We start from the raw sequence: 17829 nt of genomic DNA, 5'->3' as shown, positions 1-17829 counted from the left end.
AAAGGTGTGGGTTAAGGCGAGGACCGATGACAAAAGCAAAAACAGGCAAGTCGGCAGAGGCATCGCGCAGTCGCGCGCAGATCATCGTGCTGTTTATCGCACTGATCGTGTTCATCATGCTGCTGTTCGCCAACTTCGCGTACCTCAATACCCAGGCGAACTACGACAAGCAGTACATCGGCCATGCCGGCGAACTGCGCGTGCTCTCGCAACGCATCGCCAAGAACGCCACCGAAGCGGCGGCGGGCAAGGCTGCGGCGTTCAAGCTGCTCAGCGATGCGCGCAACGATTTCGCCCAGCGCTGGGGTTACCTGAAAAAGGGTGACCCGAACACCGGCCTGCCACCGGCACCCGTCGCCGTGCGCCCGGAAATGCGCGCGGTGCAGATGGACTGGGAGCGCCTGTTGAAAAACACCGATGCGATCCTCACCAGCGAACAGACCGTGCTGTCGCTGCATCAAGTCGCCGCTACGCTGGCCGAAACCGTGCCGCAGTTGCAGATCGAATACGAAAAAGTCGTGGAAATCCTCCTCCAGCGCGGCGCTCCGGCGGCGCAGGTGGCAATGGCGCAACGGCAATCGCTACTGGCTGAACGCATTCTTGGCGCAGTCAACACCGTGCTCGCCGGTGACGAAAACTCGCAACAGGCCGCCGACGCGTTTGGTCGTGATGCCGCGCGTTTCGGTCTGGTGCTCAACGGCATGTTGCAGGGCAACCCGGCGCTGAAAATCAGCCAGGTCGAAGACCGCGACGCCCGTGCGCGCTTGAGCGAAATCTCCGAGCTGTTCCAGTTCGTTTCCGGCTCGGTGGACGAAATCCTCGAAACCTCGCCAGAGCTGTTCAAGGTCCGCGAATCGGCGAGCAACATCTTCACCCTGTCGCAAACCCTGCTCGACGAAGCCTCGCACTTGGCCACCGGATTCGAGCATCTGGCCGGCGGGCGCAACACCGACACCATTGGCGGCTATGTGCTGGGCTTGCTGGCGCTGGCCTCGATCATCCTCATCGGTCTGGTCATGGTCCGCGAAACCAATCGCCAATTGCGTGAAACCGCCGAGAAGAACGAGCGCAACCAGAACGCGATCATGCGCCTGCTCGACGAAATCGAAGACCTCGCCGATGGCGACCTCACCGTGACCGCTTCGGTGACCGAAGACTTCACCGGCACCATCGCCGACTCGATCAACTATTCCGTCGACCAATTGCGCGATCTGGTCGCCACCATCAACCTCACCGCCGGCCAGGTTGCCGCCGCCGTGCAGGAAACCCAGGCCACCGCCATGCATCTGGCCCAGGCCTCGGAGCAACAGGCCCAGCAGATTTCCGAAGCCTCGACAGCGATCAGCGACATGGCCGAGTCCATCGATCAGGTCTCGGCCAACGCTGCCGAATCGTCGGCGGTGGCCGAGCGTTCCGTGGAAATCGCCAACAAAGGCAACGAGGTGGTGCACAACACCATCCACGGCATGGACAACATCCGCGAACAGATTCAGGACACCGCCAAGCGCATCAAGCGCCTCGGCGAGTCCTCTCAGGAAATCGGCGACATCGTCAGCCTGATCGATGACATCGCCGACCAGACCAACATCCTCGCCCTCAACGCGGCGATCCAGGCATCGATGGCGGGCGACGCCGGGCGCGGGTTTGCCGTGGTCGCCGACGAAGTGCAGCGCCTGGCTGAGCGTTCGTCCGCCGCGACCCGGCAGATCGAAACCCTGGTGCGGGCGATTCAGGCCGACACCAACGAAGCGGTGATTTCCATGGAGCAGACCACCACCGAAGTGGTGCGCGGCGCGCGACTGGCGCAGGATGCCGGTGTGGCCCTGGAAGAAATCGAAGGCGTGTCCAAGACCCTCGCGGCGCTGATCCAGAGCATTTCCAACGCGGCGCAACAGCAGACGTCTTCGGCCGGGCAGATCTCGCTGACGATGAACGTGATCCAGCAGATCACCTCGCAGACTTCGTCGGGGTCCACGGCCACCGCCGAGAGCATCGGCAACCTGGCGAAAATGGCCAGTCAGTTGCGCCGTTCGGTGTCCGGTTTCACCTTGCCGGCGGCGACAGATAAAGCGTGAGTGGAGTGGTTATGGGTGATCGGCACGACTACGTGGCCCTGGAATGGGTCAAGGGCGAAATTGCCGAAACGCTGAAGCTGGCGCATCAGGCGATCGAGGCCGTGCTCGACGATCCGCAGGCCTTCCCCGGGCTGGACGAGTGCCTGGCGTACATTCATCAGGTCCACGGCAGTCTGCAAATGGTCGAGTTCTACGGCGCAGCGTTGCTCGCCGAAGAAATGGAGCATCTGGTCGAAGCCCTGCAACATCAACGCGTGCCACACCGCGACGAGGCCTTGCACCTGCTGCTGCAAGCCCTGGGGCAACTGCCGCTTTACCTTGACCGCGTGCAGAGCGCCCGCCGCGACCTGCCGCTGGTGGTGTTGCCGCTGATCAACGATCTGCGTAGCGCTCGCGGTGAAAGCCTGCTGGCGGAAACCCGCCTGTTCAGCCCGCCACTGCCCGAGCTGGCGCCGCTCGGCGACGAGGCACTCGCCGCGCTGGAACCGCCCGATCTGCCGAACGTGCTGCGCAAACTGCGGCAGATGCTGCAAATGGCTCTGGTCGGTCTGCTGCGCGAACAGGACGACCAGACGCACCTTGGCTATCTGGCCAAAGTCTTCAGCCGTCTCGAAGCACTGAGCGGCGATGCGCCGTTGAGCCCTTTGTGGCAAATCGCCTCGGCATTGGTCGAGGGCATGCGCGAGGGCGTCATCGCCAACAGTCCGGCGCTGCGCAGCCTGTTCAAGGACGCCGACCAAGAGCTCAAGCGCCTGCTCGAGCAGGGCATCGTCGGGCTCAATCAACCGGCGCCGGCCGAGCTGCTGAAAAGCCTGTTGTTCTATATTGCCAAAGCCGAACATCCCACCGGGCAGATGCTGACCATGAAAGATCACTACTCCCTGGACGACGCGTTGCCCGACAGCGCGATGGTCGATGAAGAACGCGCGCGCCTCGCCGGCCCCGACCGCGATGCCATGCGCTCGGTGCTGGCGGCGCTGTGCGAAGAGCTGGTGCGGGTCAAGGAGCGCCTCGATCTGTTCGTGCGCAGTGACCGCCAGCACGCTTCGGATCTGGACAGCCTGCTCGCGCCGCTGCGACAGATCGCCGACACCCTCGCGGTGCTGGGTTTCGGCCAGCCGCGCAAGGTCATCATCGACCAACTGGCGGTGGTGCTCAGCCTCGCTCAGGGCCAGCGCGAACCGAACGACGCGATTCTCATGGACGTCGCCGGGGCCTTGCTCTACGTCGAAGCGACGCTGGCCGGCATGGTCGGCACGGTGGAGACGCAAAGCGCCGAAGACGCGCGCCTGCCGACCACCGACCTGACGCAGATCCATCAGATCGTGATCAAGGAAGCGCGCATCTGCCTGCAACAGGCCAAGGACATGATCGTCGATTACATCGACGCCGATTGGGACCGCCAGCATCTGCAATCGCTGCCCGAACTGCTGACGCAGGTGCGCGGCGCGCTGGCGATGATTCCGCTGGCCCGCGCAGCGAGTCTGGTCGAGGCCTGCAACGGTTTCATTCGCGAGCATTTGATGCTCGATGCCCACGAACCGGGCTGGGAACAACTCGATCATCTGGCCGATGTGATCAGCAGCCTCGAGTATTACCTCGAACGCCTGAGCGATGACCCGCAGGCGCCCGCCGAGCATCTGCTCGATGTCGCGCAAAACAGCCTCGCCAGCCTCGGCTTCTTCGCCAACGAGCAGCCCGGCGAAGCGCAGGTGCCGGTGCTCGATGAGGTGCTCAGCCCCAGCGAAGCGCAGCTCATGCAGGATCTGCAAACCCTCGACGACCCTGACGTCGTGCAGTCGCTGGCCGAAGTGCTGGCCAGCCCGCTGTCGGCGCTCAACCCGCCGGCGCGCAACAGCCCCGACAGCCTGATGCCGCCGCCGGCCGATGAAGAACCGGTCGACGATGAACTGCGCGAAGTGTTCCTCGAAGAGACCGACGAAGTCCTCGCGGTCCTCCACGAATACCTGCCGCGCTGGACCGCCAATCCCCAGGACCGCGCCGCGCTGACCGAACTGCGCCGGGCCTTTCACACCTTGAAGGGCAGTGGGCGCATGGTCCGCGCGTTGGTCCTTGGCGAACTGGCCTGGGCGGTGGAAAACCTGCTCAACCGCGTGCTCGAACAAAGCGTCGAGCCCGGCGCGGTGCTGCGCCAATTGCTCGGCGACACCGTGTTGCTGCTGCCCGAGCTGATCAACGAATTCGCCACCCAGCGTCAGCGCCAGCGCAACGATGTCGACCAACTCGCCGCCCGCGCCCACGCGTTGGCCAAAGGCGATGAGCCGCTGGCTGCCGAAGACACCGACGACGTCGCCGCGCTTGATCCGCTGCTGCTGGAAATCTTCCGCAAAGAAGCCGAAACCCACCTCGCCAGCCTCAACCGTTTCCTCGATCAGGCCGCCGAACAGGTGCCGTTGCCGGCCAGCGACGAACTGCAACGGGCGCTGCACACGCTCAAGGGCAGTGCCTCGATGGCCGGCGTATTGCCGATGGCCGAACTGGCGGCTTCGCTGGATCAACTGGCCCGCGAGTTCAAGGCGCATCAGTTGCCGCTGGATCTGGACGAGGTCGAACTGCTGCTCGAAGCCGAGGGCTTGTTCCGCGTCGGCCTGCGCCAGCTCAAACACGATCCGCTGGCGCCGATTGTCGGTGCGCAGTCGCTGATCAAACGCACCGAGGCGCTGCTCGCCGAGCGCCTGCAAGCCAGCACCGATGGCGCTGACAGCGGCCTGCGCCTCAAGCGCGATCCGCAGCTGATCAACAACTTCCTCGCCCAGGGCATGGACATCCTCCTCGACGCCGAAAACCTCTTGCAGCGCTGGCAGCAGCACCCTGGCGAGCGCCAGGAACTCAGCGCCTTGCTCGATGAACTGACCACTCTGGGCGAAGGCGCGCATCTGGCCGATCTGCAGGCGGTCGATGGCCTCTGCGAAGCCTTGCTCGACCTGTATGGCGCGGTGGAAGAAAGCAGCCTGGCGGTCAGCGAGCGGTTTTTTCACGAAGCGCAACTGGCCCACGAAGCGCTGATCAACATGCTCGACGAACTCGCTGCCGGCCAGGAAATCACCCCGCAACCGGAGCGGATTCGTGCCTTGCAGGAACTGCTCGACGAAGGCCTCGACCCGGCGGCGATGGGCCTGATCCGCAGCGACGGCAGTCGCACCCTGGACATTCGCGAGCTGGGCAGCGCCACCGCGCAATTGCAGCAATCGGTTGCCGCCCTTGAGCCTGACGACGAGATCGTCGAAATCTTCCTCGAAGAGGCGGTGGACATTCTCGACAGCGCCGGGCAAGCCTTGCAGCGCTGGCGCAAGGACCCGGACAACGCCGCGCCGCTGTCGTCATTGCAGCGCGACTTGCACACGCTGAAGGGCGGCGCGCGCATGGCCGAGGTCGAGGCCGTCGGCGACCTTGCCCAGGAACTGGAAAACCTCTACGAAGGGCTGGTCGATCGGCGCTACAACCACAGCGCCGCGCTCGAAGGTTTGTTGCAGCGCAGTCATGAGCGGTTGGCGCTGATGCTGGAGCAACTGCAAGCGCATCAAGCGCTGACTCCGGCGCAGGATCTGATCGACGCGATCCGTCAGTTGCGTCAGGGCCAGGCCGCCAGCGAATCATCCCCCGCAGCGGTCGAACACGACAACGCCGGGCATGATCCGGAACTGTTGGAAATCTTCCTCGAAGAAGGTTTCGACATCATCGAAAGCTCCGGCGCCGCGCTGTTGCGCTGGCAGGCCGAGCCGGGCAACCGTCAGGAAATTGAAACCCTGCTGCGCGATCTGCACACCCTCAAGGGCGGCGCGCGGATGGTCGAAATCGGCCCGATCGGCGACCTCGCCCATGAGCTGGAATTTCTCTACGAAAGCCTTTCTACCGGTGCGCTGCAACCGTCCGCCGAACTGTTTGCGCTGGTGCAGCGCGGCCATGACCGGCTGGCGCAAATGCTTGATGGCGTGCGCGCCGGGCAACCGTGCCCGCCGGCCGATCGGCTGATCAGCGCGATCCAGAATTTCAGCCATCCGGCGCAGGTTGAAGCGCCGCCGGCGCCGGCTCCAGTCATCAAGCCCGAGGCCGCGCCGCCGAGCGCCGATGCTGGCGCGGACATGGTCAAGGTCTCGTCCGAGCTGCTTGATGAACTGGTCAATCTGGCCGGGGAAACCTCGATCTTTCGTGGACGGATAGAGCAGCAGGTCAACGATGCGCAGATTGCCCTCAACGAGATGGAAACCACCATCGAGCGTATGCGCGATCAGTTGCGCCGCCTCGACACCGAAACCCAGGGGCGCATTCTCAGCCGCCAACAAGTCGATGGCGAACGCCTCGGTTACGAAGATTTCGACCCGCTGGAAATGGACCGCCATTCGCAGCTCCAGCAACTGTCGCGGGCGCTGTTCGAATCCGCCTCGGACCTGCTCGACCTCAAGGAAACCCTCGACCGCCGCAATCACGATGCGGAGAACCTGTTGCAGCAACAGGGGCGGATCAACACCGAGTTGCAGGAAGGCCTGATGCGCACGCGCATGGTGCCGTTCGAGCGCATGGTGCCGCGTCTGAAACGCATCGTGCGTCAGGTCGCCGAAGAGCTGGGCAAGGATGTCGCGTTCGTCGTCGGCAACGCTGATGGCGAGATGGATCGCAACGTGCTGGAGCGCATGGCCGCGCCGCTGGAACACATGCTGCGCAATGCCGTCGACCATGGCCTGGAATCCACCGAGGTGCGGCTGGCGGCGGGCAAGCCGGCGCAAGGGCAGATCACCCTCGATCTGTCCCGCGAGGGCGGCGACATGGTTTTCGACATCCGCGATGACGGCGCCGGGGTGCCGCTGGAAGCCGTGCGGCGTAAGGCGATCAAGCGCGGTCTGCTGGCGCCCGACGCCGAGATCAGCGACCGCGACGTGTTGCAGTTCATTCTCCAGCCGGGTTTCTCCACGGCGGAAAAGATCACCCAGATTTCCGGGCGTGGCGTCGGCATGGACGTGGTCCACGAAGAAGTGCGTCAGCTGGGCGGCAGCATGAGCATCGATTCGGTGCCGGGGCAGGGCGTGCATTTCCGCATTCGCCTGCCGTTCACCGTGTCGGTCAACCGCGCGCTGATGGTGCAGTGCGCTGAGGATCAATACGCGATTCCGCTGAACACCATCGAAGGCATCGTGCGTGTGTTGCCGAATGATCTGGAAGGACACTTCCGTCACGATCCACCGAGTTATCAATACGGCGGCCAGCGTTATGAGCTGTGCTATCTCGGCGAGCTGTTGAAGACTGCGCCACGGCCAAAACTGCTCGGGCAGAACCTGCCGTTGCCGGTGCTGCTGGTGCATTGCAACGACCGCCATATTGCTGTGCTGGTCGATTCCATGGCCGGCAGCCGCGAGATCGTGGTCAAGAGCCTCGGCCCGCAGTTCGCGGCGGTGCAGGGCGTGTCGGGGGCGACGATTCTCGGCGACGGCCGGGTGGTGCTGATTCTGGATCTGCTCGCACCGATCCGGGCGATGCAGGCGCGGCTGGCGCAAGAGCCGGCGCGCACGGAGATCGACAGCGAGCCGCACAAGCCGCTGCTGATCATGGTCGTCGATGACTCGGTGACGGTGCGCAAGGTCACCAGCCGTTTGCTCGAACGTCACGGCATGAACGTGCTGACCGCCAAGGACGGTGTCGATGCGATGCTGCTCCTCGAAGAACACACGCCCGACCTGATGCTGCTCGACATCGAAATGCCGCGCATGGACGGCTTCGAGGTCGCCACCCAGGTGCGCGCCGACGAACGCCTGTGTCACTTGCCGATCATCATGATCACCTCGCGCACCGGGCAGAAACACCGCGACCGCGCCATGGCCATCGGCGTCAACGACTACCTCGGCAAGCCGTATCAGGAATCGGTGTTGCTGGAGAGCATCGCCCAGTGGAGCAAGAAACATGCATGAGCACCGGCATAACCCGCGCACCAGCCAGCTCACCGGGCTGCTGCTGCCGCTGGCCGATCGCAACCTGATCCTGCCGAATGTCGCCATCGCCGAGCTGATCGACTACCAGGCCAGCGCCTTCGATCTCGACACGCCGCCGTGGTACCTGGGCCGGGTAACGTGGCGCGAGCGGCAGATTCCGTTGATCAGTTTCGAATCGGCCTGCGGGCAGAAAATCGTCATCGGCGAACGGGCGCGGATCGTCATTCTGAATGCGCTGGGCGGCTTGCCCGAGCTGAGATTCATCGCCCTGTTGGTGCAGGGGATTCCTCGGTCGTACAAGCTGGACAGTCAGTTGAGTTACGTGGATGTGCCGTTGTGTGCGCTGGAACAGGCGGCGGTGCAGGTGGGCGAGCAGGTGGCGAAGGTGCCGGATTTGTTGGGGCTGGAGCAGTTACTGGTGGATGCGGGATTGGCCCGCTGATCCAAGGCTTTCGCTGTTTTGGATGGCCTCTTCGCGAGCAGGCTCGCTCCCACAGGTGTGTACACCGGGCAACCTCTGTGGGAGCGAGCCTGCTCGCGAAAGCGCCAGTCGCATCACCACAATCCCACAGGTAGATCCTCAATTCCTGTAGCTCAATAAACACCAATCTTTTCCGGTGTTTAAAGACACCCGGTGTTACGCCGCACCAGCCTACAAATCCTTGCGCCGCTGCCTACGCCTGCGCCAGAATCCGCCGGCTTGTGCGCCCAGGGCTTGCTGCGTAACTTGGATCGGGTCACTGATTCCCAGTGATCGGGTTTAGCAGCCCGTGGTAAATCTGAGGTTGCACGAGCACCGTCAGTCAGGCTTCACGTCTGCACTTGATGGCGGCTGTGCGCAGGGCGCTTCGGCGCGCCGGCTTCCTTAGGTTCCCCGGTCTGCTAACCTGCGTTCAGCTGCCACCCCTTCTTTTAGCAGAGATGCGGTTGCGGCTTTATCCGGAACCTGAAGATGAAAAAACCATCGCCCAATCCGCCGGTAGCAAGTCCGGCATCGCCCTACCAATCCCCCGACTCAAAGAAATTTCACGACGCCGCCGAGCGTGCCCTCGACCATTACCTCGGCCCGCCCGCCGCTGACTTCATGGCCCCGCCGTACATCCCCAATACGCTGTACATGGCCAACCCCGAAGCCGACACCGAGTCCTTGCTGGCCGACGCCTGTGAAACCCTTGGTTCGGCGACAGTCATGTTGCACAACCACGCCGCCTCGGTGGACGGCTCACAGCGCAAGACCCTGCAGGGCATCGCGCAGATTGTCATGGTGGCGGAGATGGCGGTGAATCGCGTGCTGGACAAAATGGTGCCAACCGACTGAGCGAATGCGCTGAGGCGACTGGCCTCTTCGCGAGCAGGCTCGCTCCCACAATTGGAATGCGTCCAGACTGTGGGAGCGAGCCTGCTCGCGAAAGCGATCGTGACCATTACTCTCAGCGTAATGATTCACCACCCAGCTTGATTGATGCCCTCATCACACACGCCTAACTTGGCTCCACGACAGCGAACCCGTGGAGTGAGCATGACAACAACAATTTCCCCCGACTCGCGCTGGACGCGGCGGCGTGACGAGAAGCAGCGCCGGCTCGACAAGGTACGCGGGCTGGCCGATGGTGCGGTGTTGCCCAGCGACAAAATCGTCGCCGCGCTCGAAGCGCTGATCCATCCCGGCGATCGTGTGGTGCTGGAGGGCAACAACCAGAAGCAGGCAGATTTCCTCTCGCGTTCACTGGCCAAGGCCGACCCGGCCAAGCTCCACGATCTGCACATGATCATGCCCAGCGTCGGCCGCTCCGAGCACCTTGATCTGTTCGAACGCGGCATCGCCCGCAAGCTCGATTTCTCCTTCGCCGGCACCCAGAGCCTGCGCATCAGCCAGTTGCTCGAAGATGGCCTGCTCGAAGTCGGCGCCATTCACACGTACATCGAACTCTACGCCCGCCTCGTCGTGGACCTGATCCCCAACGTCGTGCTCTCGGCCGGTTTCATGGCCGACCGCGCCGGCAACATCTACACCGGCCCGAGCACCGAAGACACCCCGGCGCTGATCGAACCGGCGGCGTTCAGCGACGGCATCGTTATCGTCCAGGTCAACCAATTGGTCGACGACGTCAGCGAGCTGCCGCGCGTGGACATTCCCGCTTCATGGGTCGATTTCGTCGTGGTCGCCGACAAGCCGTTCTACATCGAGCCGCTGTTCACCCGCGACCCACGGCACATCAAGCCTGTGCACGTGCTGATGGCGATGATGGCGATTCGCGGGATCTACGAAAAACACAACGTGCAGTCGCTCAACCATGGCATCGGTTTCAACACCGCCGCCATCGAACTGATCCTGCCGACTTACGGCGAATCCCTCGGCCTGAAAGGCAAGATCTGCCGCAACTGGACGCTCAATCCGCACCCGACGCTGATCCCGGCGATTGAAAGCGGCTGGGTCGAGAGCGTGCATTGCTTCGGTACCGAACTGGGCATGGAAAACTACATCGCCGCTCGGCCGGATGTGTTCTTCACTGGCCGCGACGGTTCGCTGCGCTCCAACCGCATGGTCTGCCAACTCGCCGGGCAATACGCGGTGGATCTGTTTATCGGCGCGACGTTGCAAGTCGACGGCGACGGCCATTCCTCGACGGTGACTCGGGGCCGTCTCGCCGGTTTCGGTGGTGCGCCGAACATGGGCCACGATCCGCGCGGCCGCCGTCACGGCACTCCGGCGTGGCTGGACATGCGCCATGCCGATGGGCCGCAACCGATGCTCGAACGCGGCAAGAAACTGGTGGTGCAAATGGTCGAGACCTTCCAGGAAGGTGGCAAAGCGACCTTCGTCGAAACCCTCGACGCCGTGGAGGTGGCGAAGAAAAGCGGCATGCCGCTGGCGCCGATCATGATCTACGGCGACGACGTCACCCACCTGCTCACCGAAGAAGGCATCGCCTACCTGTACAAGGCGCGCTCGCTGGAAGAACGCCAGGCGATGATCGCAGCGGTCGCCGGGGTTACCGCCATCGGCCTGCGGCACAATCCGAAAGACACCGAACGCATGCGCCGCGAAGGCCTGATCGCCTTGCCCGAAGACCTCGGCATCCGCCGCACCGACGCCACCCGCGAATTGCTCGCGGCGAAAAGCATCGCCGATCTGGTCGAGTGGTCCGGCGGCCTGTACAACCCGCCCGCCAAATTCAGGAGCTGGTAATGCACGCATTCAACCTGCAAGCGAAACCGCTGTCCCTGGCTGACCGCTTGGCCGATCTGGCGGTGGACGCGTTGATCGACGAAGCGGATCTGTCGCCGAAACCGGCGCTGGTCGACCGTCGCGGCAATGGCGCGCACACCGATCTGCACCTGGGCCTGATGCACGCGTCGGCGTTGGCCTTGTGGCCAGCGTTCAAGGAAATGGCCGAGGCGGCGCTGGAGATCGGCGAAGTCGGTTTGCCATTGCGCGAAGCGATTGGCCGCATCGGCCGCGAGGGCGAACAAGCGATGCTCGTGACCACCAACGGCGTCAACACCCATCGCGGCGCGATCTGGGCGTTGGGACTGTTGGTGACGGCCGCCGCGCTGCAACCGAAATCCATCGCCCTGTGCGCCGCCCGCCTGGCACTGCTCGACGACCGCTACGCACCGACACCACTCAGCCACGGCGCACAAGTTGCCCAGCGTTACGGCGCACGCGGTGCTCGCGAGGAAGCTCAACTCGGCTTCCCGTCCGTGCTGCAACGCGGCCTGCCGCAACTGCACAAAAGTCGCGCCAACGGCCACGGCGAACAGAACGCCCGGCTCGATGCATTGCTGGCGATCATGACCGAGCTGGCCGACACCTGCGTGCTCTACCGCGCCGGCGAGCCCGGTCTGCAGGCCATGCAGGCCGGCGCGCAAGCGGTGCTCGATGCCGGCGGCAGCGCCAGCCTCAGCGGTCGTCGGCGCCTGCACGAACTGGATCAACAACTCATCGCATTGAATGCCTCGCCCGGTGGCGCCGCCGACCTGCTCGCCGCCACGCTGCTGCTTGATCGTATCGAGCGCGACGGCATCTCTCAGGGAGCGTTTTGATGGAAAACCTATCGTTTGAATTCCCCGCCGGGCAGCCGCCACTCGGGCGTGCACTGGTTGGTTGTGTCGGCTCGGGGGATCTGGAAGTGCTGATCGAACCGGGTCTGGCCGGCAAACTGACGATCAACGTGCAGACCTCGGTCAACGGCGCGCAACAGCGCTGGCAACACCTGTTTGCGCGGATGTTCGACGGCACCACGCCGCCGGCGATGGCCATCGATATCCACGATTTCGGCGCGACACCGGGGGTGGTGCGCTTGCGTCTGGAACAGGGTTTCGAGGAGATCGGCCATGACTGACAGCGCAGCGTTGCTCAACAAACACAGCTTCGTCGAACTCGGCGCGCGGCAGCGGGCGCAAGCCTTGCTCGACGCCGGGACCTTTCGCGAACTGCTCGATCCGTTTCAACGGGTCATGTCGCCATGGCTTGAGCGCCAAGGCGTAGTGCCGCAAGCCGACGACGGCGTGATCATCGCCAAGGGCCGCCTCGACGGTTTGCCGGTGGTCATCGCAGCGATTGAAGGTGCGTTTCAGGGCGGCAGCCTTGGCGAAGTCGGCGGGGCGAAGATTGCCGGTGCGCTGGAACTGGCCGCTGAAGACAACCGCAACGGCATCCCCACCCGCGCCGTGTTGCTGCTGGAAACTGGCGGCGTGCGCTTGCAGGAAGCCAATCTAGGGCTGGCGGCGATTGCCGATATTCACGCGGCGATTGTCGATTTGCAGCAATACCAACCGGTGGTCGGCGTGGTCGCCGGCAGTGTCGGTTGCTTCGGCGGCATGTCGATTGCTGCGGCGCTGTGCAGTTATTTGCTGGTGACCCAGGAGGCACGTCTCGGCCTGAACGGCCCGCAAGTCATCGAGCAGGAAGCCGGGATCGAGGAATACGACTCCCGCGACCGGCCCTTCATCTGGAGCCTGACCGGCGGCGAACAGCGTTTCAACACCGGACTGGTGGACCGTTATGTCGGCGATGACGTGGCGCAGATTCGTCAGCAGGTCGGCCAACTGCTCCAGCAAGGCCTGTCGGCACAGCCGCGCAGTCAACGCGCCGAGTGGTTCCTGCAACGCCTCGGCAAGCTGGACACGGGCAAGCAAATCGAACCGTCGGTGGTTCGCGATCTGTATCAAGGAGAGCGCTCATGAGCGGTTATTCATTGCGCGGTTTGCACTGGTTCAATGCGCTCAGCGCTGGCGCCAGTGTCGTCGAAGGTTTGCCGCCGTCGTTGAAAGTCGCCGACGCTGAGCTCGGCAGGTTTATCGCCGTGGTCGCCGACCCGGACAATCGTTTTCCCCGCGCCCGCAATGGCGAGGTCGGTCTGCTCGAAGGCTGGGGTCTGGCCAAGGCTGTGGATGACGCGATCAGCGCCGACCGCGACAGCGCACAGAAGCGCCCGATCATCGCCATCGTCGATGTGCCGAGCCAGGCGTATGGCCGCCGCGAAGAAGCCCTCGGCATTCATCAGGCCCTGGCCGGCGCAGCGGACAGTTATGCCCGTGCGCGTCTGGCCGGGCATCCGGTGATTGCGCTGCTGGTGGGCAAGGCCATGTCGGGTGCATTTCTCGCCCACGGTTATCAGGCCAATCGCCTGATTGCTTTGCGCGATCCGGGTGTGATGGTGCACGCGATGGGCAAGGCTTCGGCGGCGCGGGTCACCTTGCGCAGTGTCGAGGAACTGGAAGCGCTCGCCGCCAGCGTGCCGCCGATGGCCTATGACATCGACAGCTACGCCAGCCTCGGTCTGCTCTGGGAAACCCTCTCGGTGCAGCAGATTGAACAGCCGACAGAGGAAGATCTGACGCGCGTGACTGAGTGCCTGAAGCAAGCGATCAGCGATGTGACCAGCACTGATTTGAAAGGGCGCCTTGGTGCGAGCAATCGTGCCGCCTCCAGCAAAGTCCGCGAATTGCTGAGGGCGCAGTGGTGAACCTGCCCCTGGCCCACGATCTGCTCTGGGGCATGACCCCAGCGCAGTTGCCGGCGGATGCGCCGGCGTGGGCGATCGCGGCGCTGGCGGCCGGGCAACCGGTGGTGGTGCGCCGGGCCTTGAGCGAGGAAGGTTTGGTCGCGGTCGGCGTTCGTGGGGTGTTGCGCGAGCAGCGGCTGGCGACGTTTATGCCGCTGGATTCCATTGCCTGTCGGGTCAGTCCTGAAGCCCTTTGTCAGGTTGAGTGCGAGCGAGATCTGCCGGTGATGCAGGCGCTCAAACAACTGCGGCCGATACTCGATGACTGCGGTTGGGTCTGGGGTGTCAGCGGCAGTGTCGGGTTTGAATTGGCCAGCGGTTTCAGAGCGATGCATGCGGCCAGTGATCTCGATCTGATTCTGCGCGCGCCGCAGATGATCACGCGCAATCAGGCGTGCAAACTCGTGGAGCTTTTCGATCAGGCTGTGTGCCGGGTCGACATGCAATTGCAGACGCCGTTCGGCGCTGTGGCGCTGCGTGAATGGGCCAGCGGTTCGGCCCGGGTGCTGCTGAAAAATGCGCATCAGGCTGCATTGTTGATCGATCCGTGGAACCCGCAGGAGCAGGCAGCGTGAGCAGCCTGCTGGTGTTTCCCGGCCAGGGCGCGCAGCAAGCCGGCATGCTCCAGCGTTTGCCTCGGGAAACGCTGGTCGAGGCCAGCGATGTGCTGGGCGAAGATGTTTTGCAGCTTGATTCAGCCGAGGCATTGCGCACGACCAGAGCGGTTCAGCTGTGCCTGCTGATCGCCGGTGTCGCTGCTTCGCGGCAGTTATTGCAGGATGAACTGACTGCGGATTACGTCGCCGGCCTGTCCATCGGCGCCTACCCGGCAGCAGTGGTGGCGGGAGCCTTGAGTTTCAGCGATGCGCTGCATCTGGTCAGTCTGCGCGGTGAGCTGATGCAACAGGCTTATCCACAGGGCTACGGCATGACCGCGATCATCGGCTTGCAGTTATCCACCGTCGAAACGCTGCTGGCGCAAGTGCACAGCGAAGATTCGCCGGTGTATCTGGCCAATATCAACGCCGATAACCAAGTGGTCATCGCTGGCTGCGACAAGGCCATGCACGCGGTGGCCGAACTGGCGCGCAGTCGCGGCGCCGGAGTGGCGAAGCGGCTGGCGGTGAGCGTGCCGTCGCATTGCCCATTGCTGGAAAAATCAGCGCAGGCGCTTGCCGAGGCCTTCGCCAAGGTTGAACTGAAGAACCCGAAAATCGCTTATCTGAGCGGCAGTCGCGCGCGGCCTGTGAGCAAAGTCGAAGCGCTGCGCGATGACCTCGCTTTTAACATGTGCCGCGTGGTGGACTGGCGCGGCACCGTGCAAAGCGCCTACGAGCGCGGCGTGCGTCTACAAATCGAACTGCCGCCCGGTGCGGTGCTGACCGGGCTGGCGCGCCGGGTGTTCGAGCAGGGCACCGTCACTGCCTTCGACAGTGCCCGCCTCGATACCCTGCAAGCGCTGTTGCGCGAGGAGGGTGGCCGCCAACTCTAAAACCGCCGCGACTCAAGCTTCGAACAACAAAAACAACATTCGACGATGCACTTTGAGGACTACAACAATGATTATTTACGGTGTGGCGTTTCTCGCCTTTTGCACGCTGGTCGGTATCTGGGTCGGTGAATTGCTCGGCAAGCTGATCGGCGTGCCGGCCAACGTCGGTGGCGTCGGCATTGCGATGCTGCTGTTGATCGGCCTGGGCAGCTATCTCTATAAGAGCGGCTGGCTCAAGGGCAAGACCGAGCAGGGCGTGGAGTTCTGGAGCGCGATCTACATTCCCATCGTGGTCGCCATGGCCGCACAGCAGAATGTCTACGGTGCGCTGAAGGGCGGGCCGATGGCGATTCTTGCCGGCACCCTCGCCGTAGTGATCGCTTTTGCCCTGGTGCCGGTGCTGACGCGCATGGGCAACAAGCAAGAAACGCCGATTGCTCCTGCCAAGACTGCGGGGTGATCGCCATGTACGAATCAATGATGAAAGTGATCACCGGCTACGGTCTGATCAGCGGCTTTTTGATTGTCGGCCTGACCATGTGGGTGTCCTACTGGATGTCCAATACCTTCACCAAGGGCCGTCTGCACGGTTCGGCGATTGCGATTCTGCTTGGGCTGGTGCTGTCGTATATCGGCGGCGCACTCACCGGTGGGCAAAAAGGCGTGGTGGATATTCCCCTCTTGTCCGGCATCGGCCTGCTCGGCGGTGCGATGCTGCGGGATTTCGCGATTGTGGCGACGGCGTTTGGCGTCAGTGTCGATGAGCTCAAACGCGCCGGACTCGTCGGTGTGCTGGCGCTGTTTGTCGGCGTTGGCACCTCGTTCGTCGCCGGCGTCGGCGTGGCGATGGCGTTCGGCTACACCGATGCGGTGAGCCTGACCACCATTGGCGCCGGTGCGGTGACCTACATTGTCGGCCCGGTGACCGGCGCGGCGATTGGTGCCACTTCCGAGGTGATGGCGCTGTCGATTGCGGCGGGGCTGATCAAGGCGATTCTGGTGATGGTGATGACACCGTTCGTGGCGCCGATGATCGGCCTGAACAATCCGCGCAGCGCGGTGATTTTCGGTGGCTTGATGGGCACCTCCAGCGGCGTTGCCGGCGGCTTGGCGGCCACCGATCCGAAGCTGGTGCCATATGGTTGCCTGACGGCGGCGTTCTACACCGCGCTTGGGTGTCTGCTGGGGCCTTCGCTGCTGTTTCTGGCGATGCGCGGGTTGATGGGCTGACCGAGCTGACATTGATCGTTCCCACGCAGAGCGTGGGAACGATCATCAGCTGGCCTGGCGATTGGCATACATCCGACACTCCGCCAGCAACGCCAGCAGATTCGGATCCCGCTCCTTGGCCTTCAGAAACACCACGCCAATGTGCTGCTGCAAGCGGTACTTCTCCTGCAACGGGATGAGCTTCACCCGGTTCTCGTACACCGCCGCAATCCGCCCCGGCAACAAGGCGTACCCCACCCCCGAGCTGACCATGCTCAGCAGGGTGAAGATGTCATTGACCTGCATTGCCACCTTCGGCTCGAACCCTGCCTGCTTGAACACCCGCACACCGTCCTGATGCGTGGCGAAGCCTTGGGTCAGGGTGATGAAGGTTTCATCACGCACTTCCGCCAGATCGACTTCACTGCGCTGAGCGAATTTTGAATCGGCCGGGGTGGCGAGGAAGATGTCGTCGGAGAACAGCGCAATCTGTTCGCAATCGGGGTCGTTGATGCTGTCGTCCAGCGACACCAGAATCGCGTCGACTTCCATGTTTTTCAGCTTGTAGAGCAGGTCGATGTTCGAGCCGAGGATCAGGTCGATGTTGAGTTCGCTGCGGCGGATTTTCAGGCCCATGATCAGCTGTGGCACGGTTTTCACCGTCAGCGAATACAGCGAGCCGAGCTTGAAGCGCTCGGCGGAGAATCCGGCTGCTTCGCGGGTCAGGCGCACGCTGTCGACGACGTCGTTGATCAGCTTCTGCGCACGTTCTTCCAGCACATAGGCGCTTTCCAGTGGCGTCAGATTGCGCCCTTCGTGTTTGAACAGCGGGCAGCGCAGGGCGTTTTCCAAAGAGTGAATGGCACGGTGCACGCTGACGTTGCTGGTCTGCAATTCGGCGGCGGCGCGGGCGAGGTTGCCGGTGCGCATGAAGGCGAGGAACACCTCGAGTTTTTTCAGGGTCAATTCTTCGTCGATCAGCATGGCGCAGACTCTTTTTGGTATCGGCCGATTGTGCCCAATTCCCGCGCGCCGCGCAGGCGAGGTTGAACAGAAACATTGCGCTTTTACGCTCAAGGCCCGAGCCTTGCGCGCTTGCG

Annotated in this window: 14 protein-coding genes; 13 read left to right on the top strand and 1 reads right to left on the bottom strand. The window is 63.3% G+C overall.

What is annotated here, in order from left to right; all coding sequences use genetic code 11:
• The first annotated feature begins 26 nt into the window (after nucleotides 1-26).
• From J5M66_RS00970 to madM, 13 genes are all read left to right on the top strand, one after another.
• Entirely contained in the window at nucleotides 27-2075 is a 2049-nt protein-coding gene (locus tag J5M66_RS00970; protein ID WP_016772746.1) for a methyl-accepting chemotaxis protein, read from the top strand.
• Between the two features lie 11 nt (nucleotides 2076-2086).
• Nucleotides 2087-7996, top strand: a complete 5910-nt coding sequence (locus J5M66_RS00965; protein ID WP_207807516.1) for an Hpt domain-containing protein — start codon at nucleotides 2087-2089, stop codon at nucleotides 7994-7996.
• Nucleotides 7989-8459 carry a chemotaxis protein CheW gene (locus J5M66_RS00960; protein ID WP_071172230.1) on the top strand — a complete coding sequence of 157 codons (471 nt, stop codon included), beginning with the start codon at nucleotides 7989-7991 and terminating at the stop codon, nucleotides 8457-8459. The genes J5M66_RS00965 and J5M66_RS00960 overlap by 8 nt, the downstream gene beginning before the upstream one ends.
• Nucleotides 8460-8969: 510 nt before the next feature.
• Nucleotides 8970-9335, top strand: coding sequence for a hypothetical protein (locus tag J5M66_RS00955; protein WP_130927555.1), 366 nt, complete (start codon nucleotides 8970-8972; stop codon nucleotides 9333-9335).
• A 201-nt stretch (nucleotides 9336-9536) separates the two neighbouring features.
• Entirely contained in the window at nucleotides 9537-11207 is a 1671-nt protein-coding gene (gene mdcA, locus J5M66_RS00950; protein ID WP_207807515.1) for a malonate decarboxylase subunit alpha, read from the top strand.
• The gene (locus J5M66_RS00945) at nucleotides 11207-12064 is read left to right on the top strand and encodes a triphosphoribosyl-dephospho-CoA synthase (RefSeq protein WP_207807514.1); all 858 of its coding nucleotides are present in this window, start codon (nucleotides 11207-11209) and stop codon (nucleotides 12062-12064) included. The genes mdcA and J5M66_RS00945 overlap by 1 nt, the downstream gene beginning before the upstream one ends.
• Nucleotides 12064-12363: a malonate decarboxylase subunit delta gene (locus J5M66_RS00940; protein ID WP_207807513.1), complete on the top strand. Its 300-nt coding sequence runs from the start codon at nucleotides 12064-12066 to the stop codon at nucleotides 12361-12363. Before J5M66_RS00945 ends, J5M66_RS00940 begins: the two co-directional genes overlap by 1 nt.
• Entirely contained in the window at nucleotides 12356-13207 is an 852-nt protein-coding gene (locus J5M66_RS00935; protein ID WP_207807512.1) for a biotin-independent malonate decarboxylase subunit beta, read from the top strand. Before J5M66_RS00940 ends, J5M66_RS00935 begins: the two co-directional genes overlap by 8 nt.
• Nucleotides 13204-13989 carry a biotin-independent malonate decarboxylase subunit gamma gene (gene mdcE, locus J5M66_RS00930; RefSeq protein ID WP_130899356.1) on the top strand — a complete coding sequence of 262 codons (786 nt, stop codon included), beginning with the start codon at nucleotides 13204-13206 and terminating at the stop codon, nucleotides 13987-13989. The genes J5M66_RS00935 and mdcE overlap by 4 nt, the downstream gene beginning before the upstream one ends.
• Nucleotides 13983-14603, top strand: coding sequence for a malonate decarboxylase holo-ACP synthase (locus J5M66_RS00925; RefSeq protein WP_207807511.1), 621 nt, complete (start codon nucleotides 13983-13985; stop codon nucleotides 14601-14603). Before mdcE ends, J5M66_RS00925 begins: the two co-directional genes overlap by 7 nt.
• Nucleotides 14600-15520: a malonate decarboxylase subunit epsilon gene (gene mdcH / locus J5M66_RS00920; RefSeq protein WP_207807510.1), complete on the top strand. Its 921-nt coding sequence runs from the start codon at nucleotides 14600-14602 to the stop codon at nucleotides 15518-15520. Before J5M66_RS00925 ends, mdcH begins: the two co-directional genes overlap by 4 nt.
• 67 nt (nucleotides 15521-15587) lie before the next feature.
• Nucleotides 15588-15980 (top strand): malonate transporter subunit MadL, encoded by a 393-nt coding sequence (madL, locus tag J5M66_RS00915; protein ID WP_016772756.1) that lies wholly within the window; start codon nucleotides 15588-15590, stop codon nucleotides 15978-15980.
• 5 nt (nucleotides 15981-15985) lie between these two features.
• Nucleotides 15986-16750, top strand: coding sequence for a malonate transporter subunit MadM (madM, locus tag J5M66_RS00910; RefSeq protein WP_110644718.1), 765 nt, complete (start codon nucleotides 15986-15988; stop codon nucleotides 16748-16750).
• A gap of 45 nt (nucleotides 16751-16795) precedes the next feature.
• Here the strand turns inward: madM and J5M66_RS00905 are convergent, their stop codons facing one another.
• Nucleotides 16796-17713 carry a LysR substrate-binding domain-containing protein gene (locus J5M66_RS00905; RefSeq protein WP_122698576.1) on the bottom strand — a complete coding sequence of 306 codons (918 nt, stop codon included), beginning with the start codon at nucleotides 17711-17713 and terminating at the stop codon, nucleotides 16796-16798.
• Nucleotides 17714-17829 lie beyond the last annotated feature (116 nt).

This window comes from Pseudomonas sp. 67(2021) (assembly GCF_017491835.1).
Lineage (GTDB): Bacteria > Pseudomonadota > Gammaproteobacteria > Pseudomonadales > Pseudomonadaceae > Aquipseudomonas > Aquipseudomonas atacamensis.
This window is presented reverse-complemented; position numbering and strand designations above follow the sequence as displayed.